We start from the raw sequence: 21,026 nt of genomic DNA, 5'->3' as shown, positions 1-21,026 counted from the left end.
TCGGCGCAGCCTCGGCGGGATAGTCTCTGGGCCGAGCGTTATCGAAGACGAGGAGATGTAATGCGGCGGGTCCTACGTTCGTCAGTACTGGCGCTGGCGACGATCTCGGCTGTCGTCCTCAGCGGCTGCAGCAGCGGGCCGCAGGTCGACGACATCTTCTCCGCAGGCGGGTGGCCCGGCATGCACGCCGACGCCCGCAATAGCGACACCAGCCCCGTCACCGGTTCCCGCGACCTCTCCTTCGCCTGGTCGCGCCCACTCGGCGGCCCGGTGGCGAACTACGCGTCGGTGGCCGCCAGCGGCCAGATCTTCATCACGGCCCGCACCGAGAAGGGCTGCAACCTCTTCTCCTACCAGATGGACACCGGCCGCAAACGCTGGTGCCGTCAACTCGCGCCGGGTGTCGTGGCGTCCACGCCCGTCGTCGACGGCGCCGCCAACGTGTACGTGGGCGAGAACGGCGCCATCAACTCGTTCAACGAGTACGGCCAGCTGCGTTGGCGCACACCGGTGGTCGGGACACCGCTGTCGGCGCAGTTCACCGGCGACGGCAATCTCCTCTTCATCACCCAGCTCGGCCAGATCAACGTCGTGAACACGCAGACCGGTCAGAAGGTCGTGGCACCGTACGATCTCGTCCCGCCGCCGTCCGTCGCCGAAGGCGCGAACGTCGACATCCTGCCCGACGACAAGGGCCTCAGCGGCTGCTTCTTCGGCTCCCCCGACTGCCCGGTGGCCAACATGCCGGCCATCGACCTCGAGTCCGGCAAGTTCTATTTCACGTTCTTCGCGCCCGGTGCTCCCGAGGCGGAACTCGTCGCGATGAAGTACTCCGGCGGCGACAACCCCGCGATCACCCAGGAATGGTCCAGCGACACTCTGCCGGGCGGCAGCGCGTCTAGCCCCGATCTGTCGGCCGACGGCTCCGTCGTCTACACCAACGACAACTGGGGCACGTTGTGGGCGATCGATTCTGCGACCGGCGATCCGAAGTGGAGTTACGACATCGGGTACGCCGCCGCCGGCAGCCCCTCGACGTCCGCGGACGGTCTGATCATCCCCGCGGGCGGACTCGACGGCCACCTCCTGGCGTTGCAGGACAAGGGCGATCACGCCGAACCGGTCTGGGAGCGAAAGGATCTGCTGCAGCTGGGCGTCCCGGCACAGACAGCCGGGTCCACCGGTTACGCGGTGGTCCGCGAGGGTACGGACGGACTGGCGATGCTCACGTTCGACACCGGGACCGGCGAAACCCTCGACCAGGACACCCTGCCCGGGGCGAAGGGATTCACGGTCGGCACGTCCGTCGGACCGAAGGGCGAAGTCCTCACGCCAACACTGCTCGGGGAGCTGTTCGTCCTCCGCTGACCCGTGAGTACTTATTAACGTCCGGCGGTTGACAAGTACTCACGGGCGCGAAGCGCAGATGAAGGCGACGCCCGCTCTGCCGATCCGCGTGATCACCACACTGAGCGAACGACTTCCGCGCAACTTCAGTTTCGGACGCAGGACCGCGGGATCGACGTCGACGCCGCGCACGAGGATCTCGGCCACCCCGCAGTCGTGACGCGCCAGGTCCTGCCGCAGCGACTTCTCCGAATACTTCACCTGTTCGAGAATGCGGAAGCCCCGCACGCCCTCGGGAACCGAATCGCCGGTGAGATAGGCGATCCGGGGATCCAGCTGCCACAGTCCGTGCCGGGCGGCGTAGTGCCGCACCAGGCCCGCACGCACGACGGCCCCGTCCGGGTCGACGATCCATTCCCCCGGCGCGCGTTCGGGGATGTCGTCGTCCTCGGCGTCCGTCACCGTCCACGCGGTTCCGCCCGAGCCGAGGACGCTCGCCCGCCGGGTGACACCGCCTCCGGACAGTCCCGGCGACCACAGGCACGCCTCGCGCACGCCGCCGTCGAGCGACACCACCTCCACCTCGCCGTCCCAGCCGAGCCGGTCGAAGTCGAGTCCGGGTGCGCACTTCACCGCGAGGTCCCGTCCGCGGTACGCGTCGATCAGATCCGGCAGCGGCGGTTCCAGCGCGGCGGGGTCGTGCGTGCGCCTGCCACCGGACCGTCGCGCCGGATCCGCGAGCACGACGGTGCCGCGCGTGCACGGGACGAGCGCGTCGGCGCGGAGAACGGCCGCCCCGGGAACGTTGTGCTGCGCCATCAGGAGCCGGATCGGGTCGAGGTCGCTGCCGATCACGGTCGCCGCCGTCCCGACCACCGCGTCCAGTTCGGCACCGATGGAACATGTGACGTCGTGGACGTCCCGGTCCTTCAGCCGCATCGCACGATGTGCGGCGACCGCACGCGGCGTCGCCTGTTGCAGGGCGTCGTCCGTGAAGAACCAGGTTTCGGTGCCGGGAAGTTTGGCGGCCGCCTTCCGCCGCAACAGCACGGTCTCCACCAGCAACGCCACGTGTGAGCCGAAACGCGTACGCGCCCGGCCGATGTCGGCCAGGCGCGTAGACGTGGTCAGTGCGAAGCCGTCCACTTCCGCGAGAGCGGCTTCCCCGTCCGGGCTCTGCAGGAACTCCACGTCCGCGGCAGTGAACGCATAGCCCAATTCAGTTGCCGGGCTTCACGCCGGTGATCATGACGTTGTAGAAGAATCCCCGCGGCACCACGTGCCGGAGAACCTTCTCGTCGACCCAGCTGAGCGTCTTCCATCCGGTGAACGCGAAACGCCCCCAGCCCCAGCCCAGCTTCTCCGGGGGCACAGCGGCCTCGAACGTGCGGACGGGCCACCCGAGCAGAGCGGCGGCGAATTCCTCGGTGGCCGCGTGAACCTGCTCGGCGCCTGCCGATTTCGCGATATTCTCGAGGTCGCTCGGATCGAACGTGTGAAGGTCGACGACGGCCTCGAGCGCGGCCGCGCGGGAGGACTCGTCCAATTCCGCCTGCGGGCGCCGCCAGTCGGCGAGGAACGGCAACTTGGTGACCCGGGTGGTGACCTCCCACGTCGCGCGACCCAGCCAGCGGGCGTAGAAGTTGCCGATCGTGGTCGGCTCACCGGCGAACACGAAACGCCCGCCCGGCTTCAGGACGCGGAGAACCTCGCGCAGCGACTGCTCCACGTCCGGGATGTGATGCAGGACCGCGTGTCCCACGACGAGGTCGAACGTGTCGTCCTCGTACGGGATGGTTTCCGCGTCGGCGACGCGGCCGTCGACGGACAATCCCAGGCCCTCGGCGTTGCGGAGGGCCACCTTCACCATGCCGGGCGACAGATCGGTGACCGAACCGGTCTTCGCGACTCCACCCTGCATCAGGTTGAGGAGGAAGAACCCGGTGCCGCAGCCCAGTTCGAGTGCCCGCTCGTAGGGCAGCGGCTGATCGCCCGCGACGGCGTCGAAACGCCCGCGCGCGTAGTCGATGCACCGCTCGTCGTACGAGATCGACCACTTCTCGTCGTACGTCTCGGCTTCCCAGTCGTGGTAGAGCACCTGGGCGAGTTTCGTGTCCTTCAGCGCTGCCTCTACCTCTTCGGCGGTGGCGTGCGGATGAGGAGCTGGGTCGTCATGGGCGCTTGCAGTCATGCGGCAAATCCTACTCGCTGGTAAGAGTGAACAGGTTCTAGTTTCGGGCTCCAGACTACTCGCCCGTGAACCGAGCCTTACCTGGGCCGTTCTCGATGAACGATTCCATCCCGATCTTGCGGTCCTGGGTGGCGAACAGCGAGGTGAACAGCTGACGCTCCACCGCGAGCCCCGTACCCAGATCGACGTCCAGCCCACGGTCGACGGCGGCCTTCGCCGCGGCAAGGGCGCGGCCCGCTCCCTTCGTGAACTGCGACGCCCACGTGCGGGCCGCCTCGTACACGTCGTCCGGCGCCACCACCTCGTCGACCAGACCGATCGCAAGAGCCTCCTCGGCGTCGACGAACCGGCCGGTGAACAGCAGGTCCTTGGCCTTGGAGGGTCCGATCAGCCGGGCGAGACGCTGGGTGCCGCCCCCACCGGGGATGATGCCGAGCAGGATCTCCGGCACGCCGAGCTTGGCGTTGTCGCCCGCGATCCGCCGGTCCGCCGACAGCGCGACCTCCAGGCCGCCGCCGAGCGCGTACCCCGTGATGGCGGCGACGGTGGGCTTCGGGATCTCGGAGACCGCCGCGAGGTCCGACTGCAGGTCGCCGATCACGTCGGCCATCTGCCCGAAGTTCATCTCGGACATTTCCTTCACGTCCGCGCCCGCGGCGAAGACCTTCTCGCCGCCGTAGACGATGACGGCCTTCACGTCGGAATTGACGGTCGCCTCCCGCGCCGCCGCCCGCAACTCCTGCTGAACCTGACGGTTCAGGGCGTTCATCGGGGGGCGCGCGAGCCGGATCGTGCCGATGCCTTCGGATACCTCGAGAGTGACAAACTCAGCCATGAGGCAAAAGGCTACTTGTCTGCCTCCGACCCGGTTTCGCGGCCCGCCGCATCGCGATCAGTCGCGGGACGCCCACGGATGCGGACCGGCTTCGTAGTAGCCGTCCTGTCCCGGGAACTCCACGCGGAGCTGCTCCTCGTCCGTGATGAGCGTCGGCAGGATCACCGGGATCTCCGGCTCCGCGGCCAGCACCTCCGCGACCGAGCCGAACGCGCTGAGCGCCGTGAGCTGACTCCACGTCGGGGGCAGCAGGATGCTGCCGCCGCCCTGCCAGTGCGCGAGCGCCGCGGCCGGACTCTGCCATTGCACGTCCTCGGCCTCGGACGTCGCGCCGTCCGCGATCTGGCCGTGCGGTGCGGCGGCGACGAAGAAACGGGTGTCGTAGCGGCGGCCCTCGCCGACCGGGGTGATCCAGTTCGCCCAGGGCCTCAGCAGGTCGGCCCGCAGGACGAGGTCCTCACGCTTCAGGAAGTCGCTGAACGACAGTTCGCGCTTCTCGAGCTGTGTGCGGGACTGCGCGTAACGGGACGTGTCCGCCACGACCGTGTCCGCGCTCGGTCCCGCGAGAAGCACGCCGCATTCCTCGAACGTCTCGCGCACCGCCGCGCACACCAGGGCCTTCGCGCGTGCCGCGTCGGTCGAGAACCGCCCGGCCCACCAGTCGACGGACGGTCCCGCCCAGTCGACCTCTGCGTCGGCGTCCGACGGGTCGACGCCGCCGCCGGGGAACACGGTCATGCCGCCGGCGAACGCCATCCCCTTCACCCGGCGGAGGAGGAACACCTCGATACCCGGCGCCGCGACGTCTGCCGCGGCGTCGACGTCTGCCGCGGCGTCACGGATGAGGATGACGGTGGACGCGTCCTTGGGTGCCACGTCGGTACTGTCGCGGGGCGCCTGCTCTTGCTTCGAGACCATGTCTCGGAACCTACGCCGCCGGGTGACGCGGGTCGCAGTCGGTCCCCCGGTGTGACCGCCGGTCCTCAGCCCCGCCGGTGCGCGCCGGGGACGCGTGTCCGCCGCGCGAAGAACCGGCCGTCGACCTTGTCCAGGCTGATGGACTGGCTGAACGCCTCGCTGAGGTTCTCGGCCGTGATGACCTGATCCAGGAGCCCCTGCGAGACCACCTCCCCCTCCTTGAGGAGCAGTGCATGAGTGAATCCCGGCGGGATCTCCTCGACGTGGTGGGTGATGAGGACCGTCGCGGGGGCGTCGGGGTCGGCGGCGAGGTCGGTGAGGCGCGCGACGAGTTCCTCGCGCCCACCGAGGTCGAGACCGGCGGCGGGCTCGTCGAGCAGCAGCAGTTCCGGGTCGGTCATCAGCGCACGGGCGATGAGGACGCGTTTGCGCTCGCCCTCGGACAGGGTGCCGTACGTGCGCTTGGCGAGGTGCTCGGCGCCGAGGCTCTCGAGCATCTCGACGGCACGGTCGGTGTCCATATCGTCGTAGCGCTCACGCCAGCGTCCGAGTACCGCGTAGCCGGCGGAGACGACGAGATCGGTCACGACCTCCTCGGACGGCACCCGGTTGGCGAGTGCCGAGGAGGACAGTCCGATCCGCGGTCGCAGTTCGTTGATGTCGACGCGGCCGAGCCTTTCGCCGAGGAGGTAGGCGCTTCCGCTCGTGGGATGCAGTTCGGCGGCCGCGATCCGGAGCAACGACGTCTTCCCTGCCCCGTTCGGTCCGAGGACGACCCATCGTTCGTCGAGTTCCACCTTCCAGGTGACTGGGCCCACCAGAGTGTTGCCCCCGCGGCGGAGGAGAACGTCGTCGAATTCGATGAGGAGATCAGGATCAGGTTCATGCACGCACCCATCTTCCCGCACATCTTCCGAGCATTCACGGCAGGATCAGTTGCGTGTCGCCTCACATCGATTCGCACCCCGGCGAGATGTCGTCGCTCCCGCCGAGTCTGCGGCTGCCCGGATCACCGTTTCCCCTGGGAGCGAAAGTGCGTGGCACCGAAACACAGTTCGCGGTTCACGCCCCCGACGCCGAACTGGTACAGGTGTGCCTGATTTCCGAGGACGGCGACGAGACCCGGATCGATCTGGTCCAGCGGACGTACGGCATCTGGCACGGCATCGTCGAGGAAGTCGGTGCGGGGCAGCGCTACGGTTACCGTGCGCACGGACGTTGGGACCCCGCACGCGGCGTGCGCCTCAATCCGGCCAAGATGCTTCTGGATCCGTGGGCGACCCGCATCACGGGCAAACTCGGCGACCACGACGCGCTCGTCTCCCACGACGGCAACCCGTTCGGCGGCCCGTCGAGCGTCGACAGCCTGGGCCACACACCGCTGTCGGTGGTGACGGCCGACCACGCCCGCACGAGCGGACCGCGTATCGAAAGGCCGTGGGAGGAAACCGTTGTCTACGAACTTCACGTGGGGTCGTTCACCGCACGGCACCCCGACGTGCCGCCGCAGTACCGCGGAACGTATCTGGGTCTCGCCGAACCCGCCGTCGTCGGCCATCTCGTCCGGCTCGGGGTGACCGCGGTCGAACTGCTTCCCGTCCAGGCGTATGTCTCCGAGGCCACCGTGCGCTCGCGGGGCATGCGCAACCACTGGGGATACTCCACCGCAGCGTTCTTCGCCCCCCACCCGGGCTATGCGGTGGTGCCCGGTGAGGAGATCACCGAGTTCCACACGATGGTCGACGCGCTGCACGCCGCGGGGATCGAGGTCATCCTCGACGTGGTGTACAACCACACCTGCGAGCAGAGCGTCGACGGCATCAGCCTCAGCTGGCGCGGCCTCGACGCCCCCGGCTACTACCTCCTCGACTCCGACGGCCAGGACATCGATCTCACCGGTTGCGGAAACACCGTCGACGCACAGTCGCCCGTCGTCGTCCGGATGATCGGCGACAGCCTGCGCTACTGGGCGCACGAGATGGGGGTCGACGGCTTCCGGTTCGACCTCGCGTCCGCTCTCGGCCGGCCCGGTGGCGGCCGATTCGATTCCCGCGCTTCGATCTTCTCCGCGATCACGGCGGATCCCGTTCTCTCCCGGTGCAAACTGATCGCCGAACCGTGGGACGCCACTTCGGACGGATATCGGGTCGGGCACTTCGGCGTTCAGTGGTCGGAATGGAACGACAAGTACCGCAACACAGTTCGGCGGTTCTGGAACGGCGGCACCGGGGTACGCGATCTCGCCTCCCGGGTGGCGGGTTCCGAGGACGTGTTCGGAAACCGACGGCCGTGGGCGTCCGTCAATTTCGTGACCGCTCACGACGGGTTCACCGCAGCGGACCTCGTGTCGTACGTCCGCAAACACAACGAGGCCAACGGCGAGGACAACCGGGACGGCGCCGATCACAACGACTCCGTCGACCACGGCGTCGAAGGCCCCACCGACGATCCGTCGATCACCGAGGCGCGGTCCCGGCACGTCCGCGCGCTCCTGGCCTCGCTCGCACTGTCGACCGGCACGCCGATGTTCACCGCCGGCGACGAATTCGGTCACACCCTCGGCGGCAACAACAACGCGTACTGCGTCCCCGAGGACACCCCGCGTGAAGATTCCTGGCCGCTCGACTGGAGCACCGGGGACACGGCACTCACCGCGTTCGTCACGCGCGCCCTCGACCTCCGGCGCGCCTCCCCCGCCCTGCGCCAGCCGGAATTCTTCGAAGGCAGGCGCACACCCACCGGCCATCCCGACCTCGTGTGGTTCGGAGCCGACGGCGCTGAGATGGACGACCGGGCGTGGTACGACGACTCCAGGCGCACCCTCCAGGCGTGGATCGACGGATCCGACATCCGATCCCACACCGAGGACGGGCACCAGCTCACCGACGACAGCTGGCTTCTCGTCTTCCACTCCGGCGGACCCACCGTGATCACCCTGGGCTGTCCCGAATGGTTCTACGGGACGGTACTCGCCGAATTCGACTCGGCGTCCCCCGACGGCGCACCGGCACCAGGCGGCCCGATCTCCGGAGACTCCACGATCGCACTGTCCGGTCCGACGCTGCTCGTCTTCCGTGCGGTCGGGTAGATGCCGCCGAAGCGCATCATCAGCTGGATGAGCGGGCCGATGCCCAGCGCGTAGACGACGGTGCCCACCCCCACGGTGCCGCCGAGCAACCAGCCCGTGGCCAGCACCGCCACCTCGATCGACGTGCGGATCACACGCACCGACAGCCCGGTGCGCGCGACCAGACCGGTCATGAGACCGTCCCTCGGTCCGGGACCCATCCCCGCACCGATGTACAGCACGGTGGCGAGCGCGTTGAGGACCACGCCACCGAGCATCACCACGATCCGCACGACAAGGGAGTCGGACGGCTCGAGGAACGCCAGCGACGTGTCCACCGAGACGGCGATGACCACGACGTTGGCGATCGTCCCGAATCCCGGTTTCTGACGGATCGGGATCCAGAGCGCGAGCACCACGACGCCGGTCAGTGCGGTCACCACACCGAAACTGAGCGGCGTGCGACCGGCGATCCCCTGATGGAACACGTCCCACGGGTCGAGGCCGAGACCGGCGGTGATCATCATGGCCATCGAGAAGCCGTACAGCCACAGTCCGGCGAACAGAGCGATCAGGCGTCGAGCGAGCATGACCGTCAGTGTTCCGGGAAATCCTGCCGCACCCCATAGCCAGGACGCACGCACTGGACTGTCGATGCGTCGACGCTCAGGGGCAGGCGATCACGGTCATCGATCCGGGAGCCACCTCGGTGAAGCCGGCATCGCGCACCGCGATCGCCCTGCCCCGCACCACCTCGATGGTCAGCTCTTCCCACAGTCCGACGTCGGCGTCCCGCACGGCGCAGCGGTAGCCGATGGCCGCCCATCCGCGTGCCTGCTCGGTGGTCATCGCACCGGCGAGAAGCATCGACGCGTGCCCGACCTGCGCCGCAGCCTTGCCCACCGTCATGTCCAGGGTGGAGTTGATCCACAGCACCGGAATCCCGTCCGGGATCTCCCCGGGGTCGTCGTGGTCGAGATCCGTCCCGCCGATCTGCAACTTCCTGATGCGGGGATCGAGCGCGCCCACGGCGACGGGCACGAGTGCGCGGGCCTGCGCACCGCCGACGTCGAGGGTGATCCCGTCGACCTCCTGCGCCGCACGCCACCCCGCTCCCCGCGCACGCCGCGACACCTTGCGGATCCGGGACCCGATCCAGGCGAGGTAATCCTCCTGCCACGGTCCGGGCGTGCCAGTCTCGTCGGGGCCGACGCGGGGGTCGAGGCACAACGCCACTGCCGCGGTCGCGGCAGCCTCGAGCAGCGCACTCCGCGGCGGGGGGTCCGCCTTCGGAATGTGCAGCACGATCGGCATGGCGAGGACCTGCGCCGGGTCGTCCGGATCCGGCCGGCCGCCGTATCCGGCCGCGAGGACGGCGTGACGCGCCGCCCACACGGTGTCGTCACCGGTCTGCCCGGTGACCGCGTCGCGGCACGATTCCGTCACGACAGCGGGACTCGTCGCACCACGCCGTCCACCGCGTCGGCGGCCTCGACCTCGTCGCGGGTGACCCCGAGAATGAACAGCACCGCATCGAGGAAAGGGTGCGACAGTGCGGTGTCCGCGACCTCCCGCAGAGCCGGCTTGGCGTTGAACGCGATTCCCAGCCCGGCTGCGTTGAGCATGTCGATGTCGTTGGCGCCGTCGCCGACCGCCACCGTCTGTTCCATCGGGACGCCGACCTGAGCGGCGAACTTGCGCAGTGCGGTCGCCTTCGCGGCGCGGTCGACGATGTCGCCGATCACCCGGCCGGTGAGCTTGCCGTCCACGATCTCGAGCGTGTTGGCCTGCACGAAGTCCAGTTCCAATTCGTGGGCCAGCCCCTCGATGACCTGCCGGAAACCACCGGACACCACACCGCAGTGGAAGCCGAGCCTGCGCAGCGTCCGGATGGTGGTACGGGCGCCGGGAGTCAGTTCCAGATTCTCCGCGACGTCGTCGATTACGGACGCGTCGAGACCGGCGAGGGTCGCGACCCGCTGGTGCAGGGATTCGGTGAAGTCGATCTCGCCGCGCATCGCCGATTCGGTAACGGCGCGCACCTCGTCCTCGACGCCCGCGCGGGCGGCGAGCATCTCGATGACCTCGCCCTGGACGAGGGTCGAGTCGACGTCGAACACGATGAGCCGCTTGGCGCGCCGGGCCAGTCCCCCTCGCTCGACCGCGATGTCGACGTTCTCGCGCACGGCCACTTCCGCCAGCACGGTGCGCAGACTTTTGTCCGCCTCCGCCGTGCCGGGAGCGCTCACGAGGAGTTCGAGGCCCGTCACCGGGTAGTCGGCGACACCGCGAATCGAGTCGATGTTGACCCCGAGGGTTGCCATCTCCCGCGCCACCGAACGCAGTGCGCGAGCCGACACCGGACTACCGAGGACGACCACGGCGTGGGTGGACAGCGACTGCCTGCCGGGATCGGCACCGATCTCGACGTCCACCGACATCCCGACGGTGGCCATCGCCTCTTCGAGTTCCTCCTGCAGCGCTTCCCCGTTCTCGGGGCAGGCCACCAGGACACCGAGGGTCAGTCGCCCACGAATCACCACCTGCTCCACGTCGAGAAGGCTCACATCGTGGCGGGAGAGCGACCCGAAGAGCACCGAGGTGACGCCGGGTCGGTCGGGTCCCGTCACGGTCACCAGGACAGTGGTGTCAGCTGCACCCACCGATGTACTCCGATCATGTTGCTCGCGCGGCTTGTCCGGCACCCATTGTGCCAAGTCAAAGGCCCCGCCCGTTGCTGGGGCGGGGCCTTTCTCAAACTGATGTGTCAGCGGCCGGTGTCGGTTCCGGGGTCGCCTTCTTCGCCGACGGTCAGCGGCTCGTGGCGTTCCTTCTCGAGCACGGTGCTGGCGTGCTTGCCACCGTGGCCCGGTCCGACGTGCGCCTCGGCCTTCATCCGCTCGACCATGTGCGGGTAGTGCAGCTCGAACGCGGGACGCTCGGAGCGGATACGCGGCAGCTCGGTGAAGTTGTGCCGCGGCGGCGGGCAGCTGGTGGCCCACTCGAGCGAGTTGCCGTAACCCCACGGATCGTCGACGGTCACCACCTCGCCGTACCGGTAGCTCTTGAATACGTTCCAGATGAACGGCAGCGTCGACGCACCGAGAACGAAAGCGAAGATCGTCGAGAACGAGTTCAGGAACGTGAAGCCGTCCGAGGGCAGGTAGTCGGCGTAGCGACGCGGCATGCCTTCGTTACCCAGCCAGTGCTGGACGAGGAACGTGCCGTGGAAGCCGATGAACGTGGTCCAGAAGTGCCACTTGCCGAGACGCTCGTCCATCATGCGACCGGTCATCTTCGGGAACCAGAAATAGATGCCGGCGTACGTGGCGAACACGACGGTGCCGAAGACCACGTAGTGGAAGTGGGCGACCACGAAGTAGGTGTCCGTGACGTGGAAGTCGAGGGGCGGGCTCGCGAGGATGACGCCGGACAGACCACCGAAGAGGAACGTGATGAGGAATCCGATGGAGAACAGCATCGGCGACTCGAACGTCAACTGTCCCTTCCACATGGTGCCGATCCAGTTGAAGATCTTCACACCCGTCGGGACGGCGATCAGGAACGTCATGAACGAGAAGTACGGGAGCAGCACGGCGCCGGTGGCGTACATGTGGTGAGCCCACACCGCGATGGAGAGGGCGGCGATCGCCAGGGTCGCGTAGACCAGGCCGCTGTAACCGAACACCGGCTTACGGCTGAAGACCGGGAAGATCTCCGAGACGATGCCGAAGAACGGCAGCGCGATGATGTACACCTCGGGGTGACCGAAGAACCAGAACAGGTGCTGCCACAGCAGCACACCGCCGGTGGCCGGGTCGAAGATGTGGCCACCGAGGTGACGGTCCACGAACAGACCCATGAATGCAGCGGTCAGCAGCGGGAACGCCAGCAGAATCAGGATGCTGGTGATGAAGATGTTCCACGTGAAGATCGGCATACGGAACATGGTCATGCCGGGGGCACGCAGGCAGATGACGGTGGTGATCATGTTGACACCACCGAGGATGGTGCCGAGGCCGGCGACCGCGAGGCCCATGACCCAGAGGTCGGCGCCGACGCCCGGGGAGTGCAGCGCACTCGTCAGGGGCGTGTAAGCGGTCCAGCCGAAGTCCGCGGCACCGCCGGGGGTGATGAAGCCGGCGGTCGTGATGATCGCGCCGAACACGTACAGCCAGTAGCTGAACGCGTTGAGTCGCGGGAACGCCACGTCGGGGGCACCGATCTGCAGCGGCAGGATGTAGTTGGCGAACCCGAACACGATCGGCGTCGCGTACAGCAGCAGCATGATCGTGCCGTGCATCGTGAACAGCTGGTTGAACTGCTCGTTCGACAAGAACTGCATACCGGGCACAGCGAGCTCGGCGCGCATCATCAGGGCCATGAGACCACCGATGAGGAAGAACGCGATCGAGGTCGTCAAGTACATGATTCCGAGCACCTTGGGGTCGGTGGTCGTAATCATTTTGAAGATGAACGAGCCCTTGGGTCCCTGCCGCGGCGGGTAAGGCCTGGCTGCAGCTATCGCGGGGACTGGCTGGGGCGCTACGGCAGTCACTGATCCTCCTGAATGCGCGTCCGTCCCCGGGCTGCGAGGCGAACGGTCTCTGGCTTGCGCTCATCGAATCGTAGACCGTGCCCTGAGCGGCCTCCGACTGGGTCCTACCCACTGTCGTACTTACCCGGACTCAGAGCAAATTGTGGCGCATGCGACCTGCGGTTTGTCGCGCCGGGGAGTGCTCACTGTCACGCGGTCCGGCGTGTCGGACGTGACCGGTCGACACGGACTCACGAGGCTCCGAGACACCACAACCCCGGTGCTAAGGTTTCGCTCACCTAACTTCTAACAGGAGCTCCATGTGAACGTTCTCTCCCGACGCCGGGTAGTCGCCGGCGCGGTCGCACTAGCCGCTGCAGCCACCTTCTGGATCACGTCCTGCTCCAGCAGCGCCGACTCCGCTGCCGCGTCCGGCACCACCTCGTCGACCGGGCAGTTCCCCCGCACCGTCGACCACTTCCGCGGCAGCACCGAGATCCCGGCCGCACCGCAGCGCATCGTGGCACTCGACAACAGCTTCACCGACGCCGTCCTCCTCCTCGAGGCGCCACTCGTCGGATACGTCGACTACCGCGAACCCGGCCTGCCCGACTACCTCGGCTCCTCGCGGGACCGGTTCGCGGCGGAAGCCGAGTCGGTGGGCAAGGTCAGCACCGCGAGCCTCGAGCAGATCGCCGCGCTGCAACCCGATCTGATCATCTCCGCGGAGGTGCGCGACGGAAAGAACTACGAGCAACTGTCCGCGATCGCACCGACCATCTTCACCGAGACGACCGGGCCCACGTGGAAGGACAACATCCGGCTCGTCGGCAAGGCACTGGGCAAGGAAGCACTCGCGGAGCAGAAGATCGCCGCCTACGAGGAGCGGGCCGCCGCCGTCGGCGCGGAGATCAACGACACGGCGTCGAATCCGGTGATCTCGGTCGTCCGGTTCGCGGGCGAGCCGACGGCACGCCTCTACCGCACCACCTCGTTCAGCGGGATCGTCCTCTCGGACGCCGGGCTCGCTCGTCCGCAGAGCCAGGGCCCCGATCCGGCCGATCCCGACAACATCATGCAAGCCATCAGCCCCGAGCTGATCAGCGAAGCGGAGGGCGACGCCATCTTCGTCAGCACCTGGCAGGACCCGGCCGGCAAGAGCGCCGAAGCGGCGAAGCCGTTCCTGGAGAGCCCGCTGTGGCAGACGCTGAAGGGACACAAGGTCGACGTCGACGACGCCCGCTGGATGTCGCCGGTCAGCATCCAGGGCGCGCACCTCATCCTCGACGACCTGTCGGACACGTTCGGGGTGGACAAGCACAGCGGCTAACCTGAACGCGCCCGCACACACAGGAAGTCGCCGAATTGTCCCCTCGTAGGTTTTCCGCCCGCCGCGCGTCCACCGGTCTCGTCGCCGCCGTCGCTGCGCTCGCAGTCGCCGGCTGCTCTCAACCGGCCGACGACGATCCCGCAGCGTCCATCGTCCGGACCACCACGCAGATCGCCGGAGCCGGTGTGGTCGGCATCGAGCGGGACACCACGACCGTCTGCGCCGAGCCGGCCCCGGTCGACGCCGCCCTCGCGGCCGGCTCGACGCACCGGGTGGTCCACACGAAGGGCGAGAGCGACGTTCCGTCCGATCCGCAGCGGATCGTGGTACTCGACAGTGCCGCGCTGGACGCGGTGTGCGCACTCGGTCTGTGGGCGAACGTGGTCGGCGCGGCGACCGTCGACGGGGACTCACCTCAGCCCGGCTACCTCGGCACGGGCATCTCCGAGATCCCGAGCGTCGGATCCGTCGACGCCCCGGACGTGAACAAGATCGCGCAGGCGGACCCGGACCTGATCCTCGGATCGAGTCCGGCGTCCGACCAGCTGTACGGCGCACTCTCCCCCATCGCGCCCACCGTGTTCGTCGGCTCCGACCCCGTGTACTGGAAGGCGCAGTTCGTCCTCGCCGGCAACGCGCTGGGCCGGGCCGACGCGGCGACGGCGGCGCTCGAGCAGTACCAGCAGGACGCGAAGCAACTCGGCGTCGACATCGATGCCGCGCAGACGCAGGCGTCCGTCGTCCGCTTCGGCGCCGACAGCATGGAAGTCGAGGGTCCGGCCACGTTCGCCGGCCAGGTCCTCACCGACGCCGGAGTGCGGCGTCCCGCGTATCAGAACCTCGACGGCGTCGTCACCGAACCGATCTCCGAATCCGACATCGACCAGGCCGAGGGCGACCTCATCTACGCCGTCCTGGACGGCGAGGAGGGCACCGCGCACGCGGAGGATGTCATGTCCGGTGAGGCATGGGAAGACCTCGAGGCGGCCTCCGACAAGCGGGTCTTCGCCGTGGAGGGTGACGTGTGGGGCGGAAACGGTGTCGTCGCCGCGCGCGCGATGCTCACCGACCTGCGGAACACCCTGAACGGCTACGTCGGCTAGGAGGCCCGGTGCCCGTCCCCGAGTTCGTCACCGCCCTGCGCGGCCACGTCGGCACTGCGCCGCTGTGGCTGTCCGGGGTGAGCGTCGTGGTGCGCGACGCCGACGGCCGGGTGCTGCTGACCCGGCGCGTCGACAACGGCAAATGGGCCGTCGTGTCCGGCATCCTCGAACCCGGGGAGGAACCCGGGCCCGCGGCGCTGCGTGAGGTACGCGAGGAAACCGGCGTGGACGCGGAACTGGTCCGGATCACGAGCGTCGACGTCACCGACCCGATCACCTACCCCAACGGCGACGTCGCGCAGTATCTCGACGTTTGCTTCCTCGCGCGGTACGTGAGCGGTGACGCGGCCGTGTCGGACGACGAGAACCACGACGTGGCTTGGTTCTCCCCCGACGCGCTGCCGCCGGACCTCACTCCGTCGTCGCGGCTCCGGCTCGACAAGGCGCTGCAGGACGAGCCCGAGGCGTGGTTCCGCCGCTGAACGCAGTTCGCCCAATGTCACACCGGTGCAGTCGAACTGAACCGGTGTGACATTGGGCGACGCTCTAGAAGTCGCGAGCGGGTCGCTCTAGAAGTCGCGAGCGGGTCGCTCTAGAAGTCGCGAGCGGGTCGCTCTAGAAGTCCCAGTCCTCGTCTTCGGTGTTGACGGCCTTGCCGATGACGTAGGAGCTACCCGAGCCGGAGAAGAAGTCGTGGTTCTCGTCCGCGTTGGGTGAGAGCGCCGACAGGATCGCCGGGTTGACGTCCGTCTCGTCCTTCGGGAACAGACCCTCGTAGCCGAGGTTCATCAGCGCCTTGTTGGCGTTGTACCGCAGGAACTTCTTGACGTCCTCGGTGAGGCCCACCTCGTCGTAGAGGTCTTGGGTGTAGTCGACCTCGTTGTCGTAGAGCTCGAAGAGCAACTCGAACGTGTAATTCTTGAGGTCGTCGCGCTCGGCCTCGGTGAGCTGCTCGAGACCCTTCTGGTACTTGTAGCCGATGTAGTACCCGTGCACGGCCTCGTCACGGATGATGAGGCGGATGAGGTCGGCGGTGTTGGTGAGCTTCGCCCGCGACGACCAGTACATCGGCAGGTAGAAGCCCGAGTAGAACAGGAAGCTCTCCAGCAGGGTGGATGCCACCTTGCGCTTGAGCGGCTCGTCGCCCTGGTAGTAGTCCATGACGATCTCGGCCTTGCGCTGCAGGTTCGGGTTCTCCTCGGACCAGCGGAAGGCGTCGTCGATGTCCCGGGTGGAGCACAGCGTCGAGAAGATCGAGCTGTAGCTCTTGGCGTGCACCGACTCCATGAACGCGATGTTGGTGTACACCGCCTCTTCGTGCGGGGTGATGGCGTCGGGGATGAGGCTGACGGCGCCCACGGTGCCCTGAATGGTGTCGAGGAGCGTCAGCCCCGTGAACACCCGCATCGTGAGCTGCTTCTCCTGCGGCGTGAGCGTCCCCCACGACGGGATGTCGTTGGACACCGGCACCTTTTCGGGCAGCCAGAAGTTGCCGACGAGACGGTCCCACACCTCGGCGTCCTTCTCGTCCTGGACGCGGTTCCAGTTGATCGCGGATACGCGACTCACCAGCTTGACCATTGATTCCTCACTTCGTTCGGCTGTGAGTACTTGTTAACCGCCGGCGGTTAAGAAGTACTCACGGGCGGCGGAGCCGCCTACAGCATGCAGGAAACGCAACCTTCGACCTCGGTACCCTCGAGTGCCATCTGACGCAGCCGGATGTAGTACAGCGTCTTGATGCCCTTGCGCCACGCGTAGATCTGCGCCTTGTTGATGTCGCGGGTGGTGGCGGTGTCCTTGAAGAACAGCGTCAGCGACAGCCCCTGGTCGACGTGCTGCGTCGCGGCAGCATAGGTGTCGACGATCTTCTCGTACCCGATCTCGTAGGCATCCTGGTAGTACTCCAGGTTGTCGTTGGTCAGGTAGGGCGCCGGGTAGTAGACGCGGCCGATCTTGCCTTCTTTACGAATCTCGATCTTCGACGCCACCGGGTGGATGGAGCTGGTGGAGTAGTTGATGTACGAGATCGACCCGGTGGGCGGGACGGCCTGCAGGTTCTGGTTGTAGATGCCGTACTTCTGCACGGACGCCTTCAGCTCGCGCCAGTCGTCCTGCGTCGGGATGTGCACACCGGATTCGGCGAACAGCTGACGCACCCGTTCCGTCTTCGGCTCCCACACCTGATCGGTGTACTTGTCGAAGTACTCGCCGGACGCGTACTGGGACTGCGGGAAGCCCTTGAAGTGGGTGCCCCGTTCGATGGCGATCCGGTTGGACGCCCGCACCGCGTGGAACACGACGGTGTAGAAGTAGATGTTCGTGAAGTCGATGCCCTCGTCGGAGCCGTAGAAGATCCGCTCACGGGCCAGGTACCCGTGCAGGTTCATCTGTCCGAGGCCGATGGCGTGAGAATCGTTGTTGCCCTGCTCGATCGACGGCACCGAGTAGATGTGCGTCTGATCGGACACCGCGGTGAGGGCGCGGATCGACACCTCGATGGTGCGGGCGAAGTCCGGCGAGTCCATGGCCTTCGCGATGTTCAGCGAGCCGAGGTTGCAGGAGATGTCCTTGCCGACCTCGCTGTAGGAGAGGTCGTCATTGAACAGCGACGGCGTCGAGACCTGCAGGATCTCCGAGCACAGGTTCGAGTGGGTGATCTTGCCCTCGATGGGGTTGGCCCGGTTCACCGTGTCCTCGAACATGATGTACGGGTAGCCCGACTCGAACTGCAGCTCGGCGATGGTCTGGAAGAACTCGCGCGCCTTGATCTTCGACTTGCGGATCCGCTTGTCGTCGACCATCTCGTAGTACTTCTCGGTGACGTTGACGTCCGCGAACGGGACACCGTAGATGCGCTCGACATCGTAGGGCGAGAACAGGTACATGTCCTCGTTCTTCTTCGCCAGCTCGAACGTGATGTCCGGGATGACCACACCCAGCGACAGCGTCTTGATGCGGATCTTCTCGTCGGCGTTCTCCCGCTTGGTGTCGAGGAAGCGGTAGATGTCCGGGTGGTGTGCGTGCAGGTACACCGCGCCCGCGCCCTGACGCGCGCCGAGCTGGTTGGCGTACGAGAAGGAGTCCTCGAGCAGCTTCATGATCGGGATGACACCGGAGCTCTGGTTCTCGATCTTCTTGATCGGGGCACCGTGCTCACGAACATTGCTGAGCAGCAACGCAACTCCACCGCCGCGCTTGGACAGCTGCAGGGCGGAGTTGATGGAGCGGCCGATCGACTCCATGTTGTCCTCGATGCGCAGCAGGAAGCAGGACACGGGCTCGCCGCGCTGCTTCTTGCCGGAGTTGAGGAACGTGGGGGTGGCGGGCTGGAACCGGCCGGCGATGATCTCGTCGACGAGCTTAGTCGCCAGCTCTTCGTCGCCGGCGGCGAGCGTGAGTGCGACCATGCAGACCCGGTCCTCGAACCGCTCCAGGTAACGCTTGCCGTCGAACGTCTTCAGCGTGTACGACGTGTAGTACTTGAACGCGCCCAGGAACGTCGGAAAGCGGAACTTCTTGGCGTAGGCGTGATCGATCAGCGACTTCACGAACGCACGCGAGTACTGGTCGAGGACCTCGGGCTCGTAGTAGTTCTCCTCCACGAGGTAGTCGAGCTTCTCGTCCAGGTTGTGGAAGAAGACGGTGTTCTGGTTGACGTGCTGCAGGAAGTACTGGCGGGCGGCGGCGACGTCCTTGTCGAACTGGATCTCACCGTTCGGGCCGTACAGGTTGAGCATTGCGTTGAGTGCGTGGTAATCGAGACCGTTCGTCGAGTCTCCACCGCGCGCGTCGCGCTCTACGCTCCCCGCGTCGATGGTGTCTGTGATGGTCGGCGCCACTTCTCGTGCTCCTCGTCGTCTAAGTGATCCCAGAATTCACCCAGACCGGCCCTGACCCGCTCGACGTCCTCGGCTGTGCCCATGAGTTCGAAGCGGTAGAGGTAGGGAACGTGGCATTTCTGAGAAATGATGTTTCCTGCAAAGCAATAGGATTCACCGAAATTGGTGTTTCCTGCCGCGATCACTGCTCGGATCAGCGACCTGTTGTGTGTGTTGTTGAGAAATCGGATGACCGGCTTCGGGACATAACTGGTGTCGCGGCCCATGGCCGTCGTTCCCCCGCCATAGGTGGGGACGATCAGCACGTAGGGTTCGCGAACCTCGAAGGTGCCCTCGCGGTCATGAATGGGTATGCGCGTCGCAGGCAGCCCGAGCCGCTGGACGAATCGGTGCGTGTTCTCCGAGGCGCTGGAGAAGTACACCAGCGATGTCATCGGTTTCCACCATCTGGACTATTACTACCGTTTACTGCCGTCCGGGAATCGGATCGATCTCCGCCTCGGGCGGTGCGATCGTCTCGCTTCAAGCAGCGTTTGCCGAGAGGGTCTTGATGCGGTCGGGGCGGAAGCCCGACCAGTGCTCGTCACCGGCCACGATCACGGGCGCCTGCAGGTATCCCAGTGCCATGACGTAGTCCCGGGCTTCGGGGTCTTCGGTGATGTCGACGACGGAGTAATCGATACCCACCTTGTCGAGGGCCCGGTAGGTGGCATTGCACTGAACGCAAGCGGGCTTGGTGTAGACGGTGATGCTCATGAAGTCCCTCTTTCCACTGCCGAATGGAGCTGACGAAGTGTGTGTTCAGCGCACTGAGACTTCCCCTGATCGAGATGGCGGTGACCCCCGATGGAGATGCTCACCGAGTCGGTTCTCGTTGTGGTCTCTCAGTGCTCAAGACACTACACCTAGTGGCCGACAGAAACACTTAACCCGAGATGTTGTGAGTCACATTGATGAAATTCCCAGGTCGTCATCCCACGGACCATAAATTTCGTGCTCGCTCCGGCGTGTCGCACATCACATTTTCGGCGTGACGCGGAACACCCCTCGCATCGCGCTCGTGCACTGGAGGCTCTCAACTGTTGCCAATATATCTAACACTAATCGATAGGTTCTGACACTGTCTGCCGGTGTGAATTGGTGAGGCGACTTGGGATGTCGGTGGTTGGGAGCAAGGCGGCAGGGGAGGGCCGGTGGCCTTCTGGGCGCACCGGTTCGGGTCACCGAATCTTTGACCGCGCGGACCTCGACTCCTATCAGGGCAGGCCGCCCGGATGGAAGTGTGCGGGAGCGACGCCGGAGAGGGCGGAGGCAGTGCATTTGCCGGGTGTCAGGCTCGACAGGACAACGGCGTCGCTGGCCAATCCGAAAGGATGGTGCGGGATAGCGCTACTGAGGTGCATCAGGGGTCCGCAAAGGATCGCGGCTCGGGTCAGCGGGGGCAGCGGGCGGGGTTGGGCCGGATGCTCGACGACGCGGCCGAGGGTCGGTTCACGGCGGTGCGGCTGGTGTGGCGAGATCGATTGGCCCAGTTCGCCGGTGGGCTGGATCGGGCGGTACTTGTCGGAGGCCGGCGTTACAGTCGAGGTCTTGCGAGACAGGGGCGACAGATCGCTGGTGGGAGGGTTGATGGATGACGTCAGGGCGGTGCCGGCATCGTTGTCCGACCGGTCCTCTCGGCGCTGTGGTCGAAACAGAATCAACGACGGGGTCTCCCGCTCGACAGTCTTGCGACGTTGCACGCGCGCCCGCCGGCCGCTCGTTTACGATCAGGCAGCCACGACGCCGCGGCACGGTTGGGAATGGGTTAACCGGTGAGCATCTCGGGCGTTCGCGGGTTCTTGTCACCGGCGGTG

18 protein-coding genes and 1 pseudogene are annotated in these 21,026 nt (G+C 66.6%); 5 read left to right on the top strand and 14 right to left on the bottom strand.

The features are described from left to right. Nucleotides 1–60: 60 nt before the first annotated feature. Nucleotides 61–1,368, top strand: a complete 1,308-nt coding sequence (locus ACFWAY_RS11285; RefSeq protein WP_378510690.1) for a PQQ-binding-like beta-propeller repeat protein — start codon at nucleotides 61–63, stop codon at nucleotides 1,366–1,368. Between the two features lie 39 nt (nucleotides 1,369–1,407). Here ACFWAY_RS11285 and ACFWAY_RS11280 read toward each other — a convergent pair whose 3' ends face one another. The 5 genes from ACFWAY_RS11280 to ACFWAY_RS11260 form a co-directional block, all read right to left on the bottom strand. Then, nucleotides 1,408–2,565 (bottom strand): class I SAM-dependent methyltransferase, encoded by a 1,158-nt coding sequence (locus ACFWAY_RS11280; protein ID WP_378510689.1) that lies wholly within the window; start codon nucleotides 2,563–2,565, stop codon nucleotides 1,408–1,410. Nucleotide 2,566: 1 nt separating this feature from the next. Next, nucleotides 2,567–3,538 carry a class I SAM-dependent methyltransferase gene (locus ACFWAY_RS11275; protein WP_378450163.1) on the bottom strand — a complete coding sequence of 324 codons (972 nt, stop codon included), beginning with the start codon at nucleotides 3,536–3,538 and terminating at the stop codon, nucleotides 2,567–2,569. Nucleotides 3,539–3,593: 55 nt separating this feature from the next. Beyond that, the gene (locus ACFWAY_RS11270; protein WP_378510688.1) at nucleotides 3,594–4,373 is read right to left on the bottom strand and encodes an enoyl-CoA hydratase/isomerase family protein; all 780 of its coding nucleotides are present in this window, start codon (nucleotides 4,371–4,373) and stop codon (nucleotides 3,594–3,596) included. 57 nt (nucleotides 4,374–4,430) lie between these two features. After that, nucleotides 4,431–5,291: an NUDIX hydrolase gene (locus tag ACFWAY_RS11265; RefSeq protein WP_378450161.1), complete on the bottom strand. Its 861-nt coding sequence runs from the start codon at nucleotides 5,289–5,291 to the stop codon at nucleotides 4,431–4,433. Nucleotides 5,292–5,356: 65 nt separating this feature from the next. Further along, nucleotides 5,357–6,181: an ABC transporter ATP-binding protein gene (locus ACFWAY_RS11260; RefSeq protein WP_052033815.1), complete on the bottom strand. Its 825-nt coding sequence runs from the start codon at nucleotides 6,179–6,181 to the stop codon at nucleotides 5,357–5,359. Between the two features lie 83 nt (nucleotides 6,182–6,264). Here ACFWAY_RS11260 and glgX point away from each other — a divergent pair. Then, a pseudogene (gene glgX, locus ACFWAY_RS11255) lies at nucleotides 6,265–8,184 on the top strand (glycogen debranching protein GlgX); the annotation flags it as partial. 62 nt (nucleotides 8,185–8,246) lie between these two features. Here glgX and ACFWAY_RS11250 read toward each other — a convergent pair. The 4 genes from ACFWAY_RS11250 to ctaD form a co-directional block, all read right to left on the bottom strand. Continuing rightward, nucleotides 8,247–8,948, bottom strand: a complete 702-nt coding sequence (locus ACFWAY_RS11250; protein ID WP_378450160.1) for a YitT family protein — start codon at nucleotides 8,946–8,948, stop codon at nucleotides 8,247–8,249. Between the two features lie 76 nt (nucleotides 8,949–9,024). Continuing rightward, the gene (locus ACFWAY_RS11245; RefSeq protein ID WP_378510687.1) at nucleotides 9,025–9,804 is read right to left on the bottom strand and encodes an aminoacyl-tRNA hydrolase; all 780 of its coding nucleotides are present in this window, start codon (nucleotides 9,802–9,804) and stop codon (nucleotides 9,025–9,027) included. Then, a complete protein-coding gene (serB, locus tag ACFWAY_RS11240; protein WP_005240300.1) occupies nucleotides 9,801–11,021 on the bottom strand; it encodes a phosphoserine phosphatase SerB in 1,221 nt (406 codons plus the stop codon). The genes ACFWAY_RS11245 and serB overlap by 4 nt, the downstream gene beginning before the upstream one ends. A 104-nt stretch (nucleotides 11,022–11,125) precedes the next feature. Next, nucleotides 11,126–12,916, bottom strand: a complete 1,791-nt coding sequence (gene ctaD / locus ACFWAY_RS11235; RefSeq protein ID WP_378450158.1) for a cytochrome c oxidase subunit I — start codon at nucleotides 12,914–12,916, stop codon at nucleotides 11,126–11,128. Nucleotides 12,917–13,217: 301 nt separating this feature from the next. Between ctaD and ACFWAY_RS11230 the strand changes: the two genes are divergently transcribed. Genes ACFWAY_RS11230 through ACFWAY_RS11220 form a run of 3 tightly spaced genes read left to right on the top strand, consistent with a single transcriptional unit; the run spans nucleotide 13,218 to nucleotide 15,810 of the window. After that, nucleotides 13,218–14,225 (top strand): ABC transporter substrate-binding protein, encoded by a 1,008-nt coding sequence (locus ACFWAY_RS11230; RefSeq protein ID WP_378510686.1) that lies wholly within the window; start codon nucleotides 13,218–13,220, stop codon nucleotides 14,223–14,225. A 35-nt stretch (nucleotides 14,226–14,260) separates the two neighbouring features. Beyond that, a complete protein-coding gene (locus ACFWAY_RS11225) occupies nucleotides 14,261–15,328 on the top strand; it encodes an iron-siderophore ABC transporter substrate-binding protein (protein WP_378510685.1) in 1,068 nt (355 codons plus the stop codon). 8 nt (nucleotides 15,329–15,336) lie between these two features. Next, nucleotides 15,337–15,810, top strand: coding sequence for an NUDIX domain-containing protein (locus tag ACFWAY_RS11220; protein WP_378450155.1), 474 nt, complete (start codon nucleotides 15,337–15,339; stop codon nucleotides 15,808–15,810). Nucleotides 15,811–15,943: 133 nt separating this feature from the next. Here the strand turns inward: ACFWAY_RS11220 and nrdF are convergent, their stop codons facing one another. From nrdF to ACFWAY_RS11195, 5 genes are all read right to left on the bottom strand, one after another. Next, nucleotides 15,944–16,909 carry a class 1b ribonucleoside-diphosphate reductase subunit beta gene (gene nrdF, locus ACFWAY_RS11215; protein ID WP_005240291.1) on the bottom strand — a complete coding sequence of 322 codons (966 nt, stop codon included), beginning with the start codon at nucleotides 16,907–16,909 and terminating at the stop codon, nucleotides 15,944–15,946. A gap of 77 nt (nucleotides 16,910–16,986) precedes the next feature. Continuing rightward, nucleotides 16,987–19,170, bottom strand: a complete 2,184-nt coding sequence (gene nrdE / locus ACFWAY_RS11210) for a class 1b ribonucleoside-diphosphate reductase subunit alpha (RefSeq protein WP_378450154.1) — start codon at nucleotides 19,168–19,170, stop codon at nucleotides 16,987–16,989. Beyond that, nucleotides 19,128–19,604, bottom strand: coding sequence for a class Ib ribonucleoside-diphosphate reductase assembly flavoprotein NrdI (nrdI, locus tag ACFWAY_RS11205; protein WP_005259574.1), 477 nt, complete (start codon nucleotides 19,602–19,604; stop codon nucleotides 19,128–19,130). Before nrdI ends, nrdE begins: the two co-directional genes overlap by 43 nt. 88 nt (nucleotides 19,605–19,692) lie before the next feature. Then, nucleotides 19,693–19,926, bottom strand: a complete 234-nt coding sequence (locus ACFWAY_RS11200) for a redoxin NrdH (protein WP_378510684.1) — start codon at nucleotides 19,924–19,926, stop codon at nucleotides 19,693–19,695. A gap of 500 nt (nucleotides 19,927–20,426) precedes the next feature. Next, nucleotides 20,427–20,873, bottom strand: a complete 447-nt coding sequence (locus ACFWAY_RS11195; RefSeq protein ID WP_378510683.1) for a hypothetical protein — start codon at nucleotides 20,871–20,873, stop codon at nucleotides 20,427–20,429. Nucleotides 20,874–21,026 lie beyond the last annotated feature (153 nt).

The organism is Rhodococcus sp. NPDC059968 (genome assembly GCF_042738615.1).
Taxonomy (GTDB): domain Bacteria; phylum Actinomycetota; class Actinomycetes; order Mycobacteriales; family Mycobacteriaceae; genus Rhodococcus_F.
This window is presented reverse-complemented; position numbering and strand designations above follow the sequence as displayed.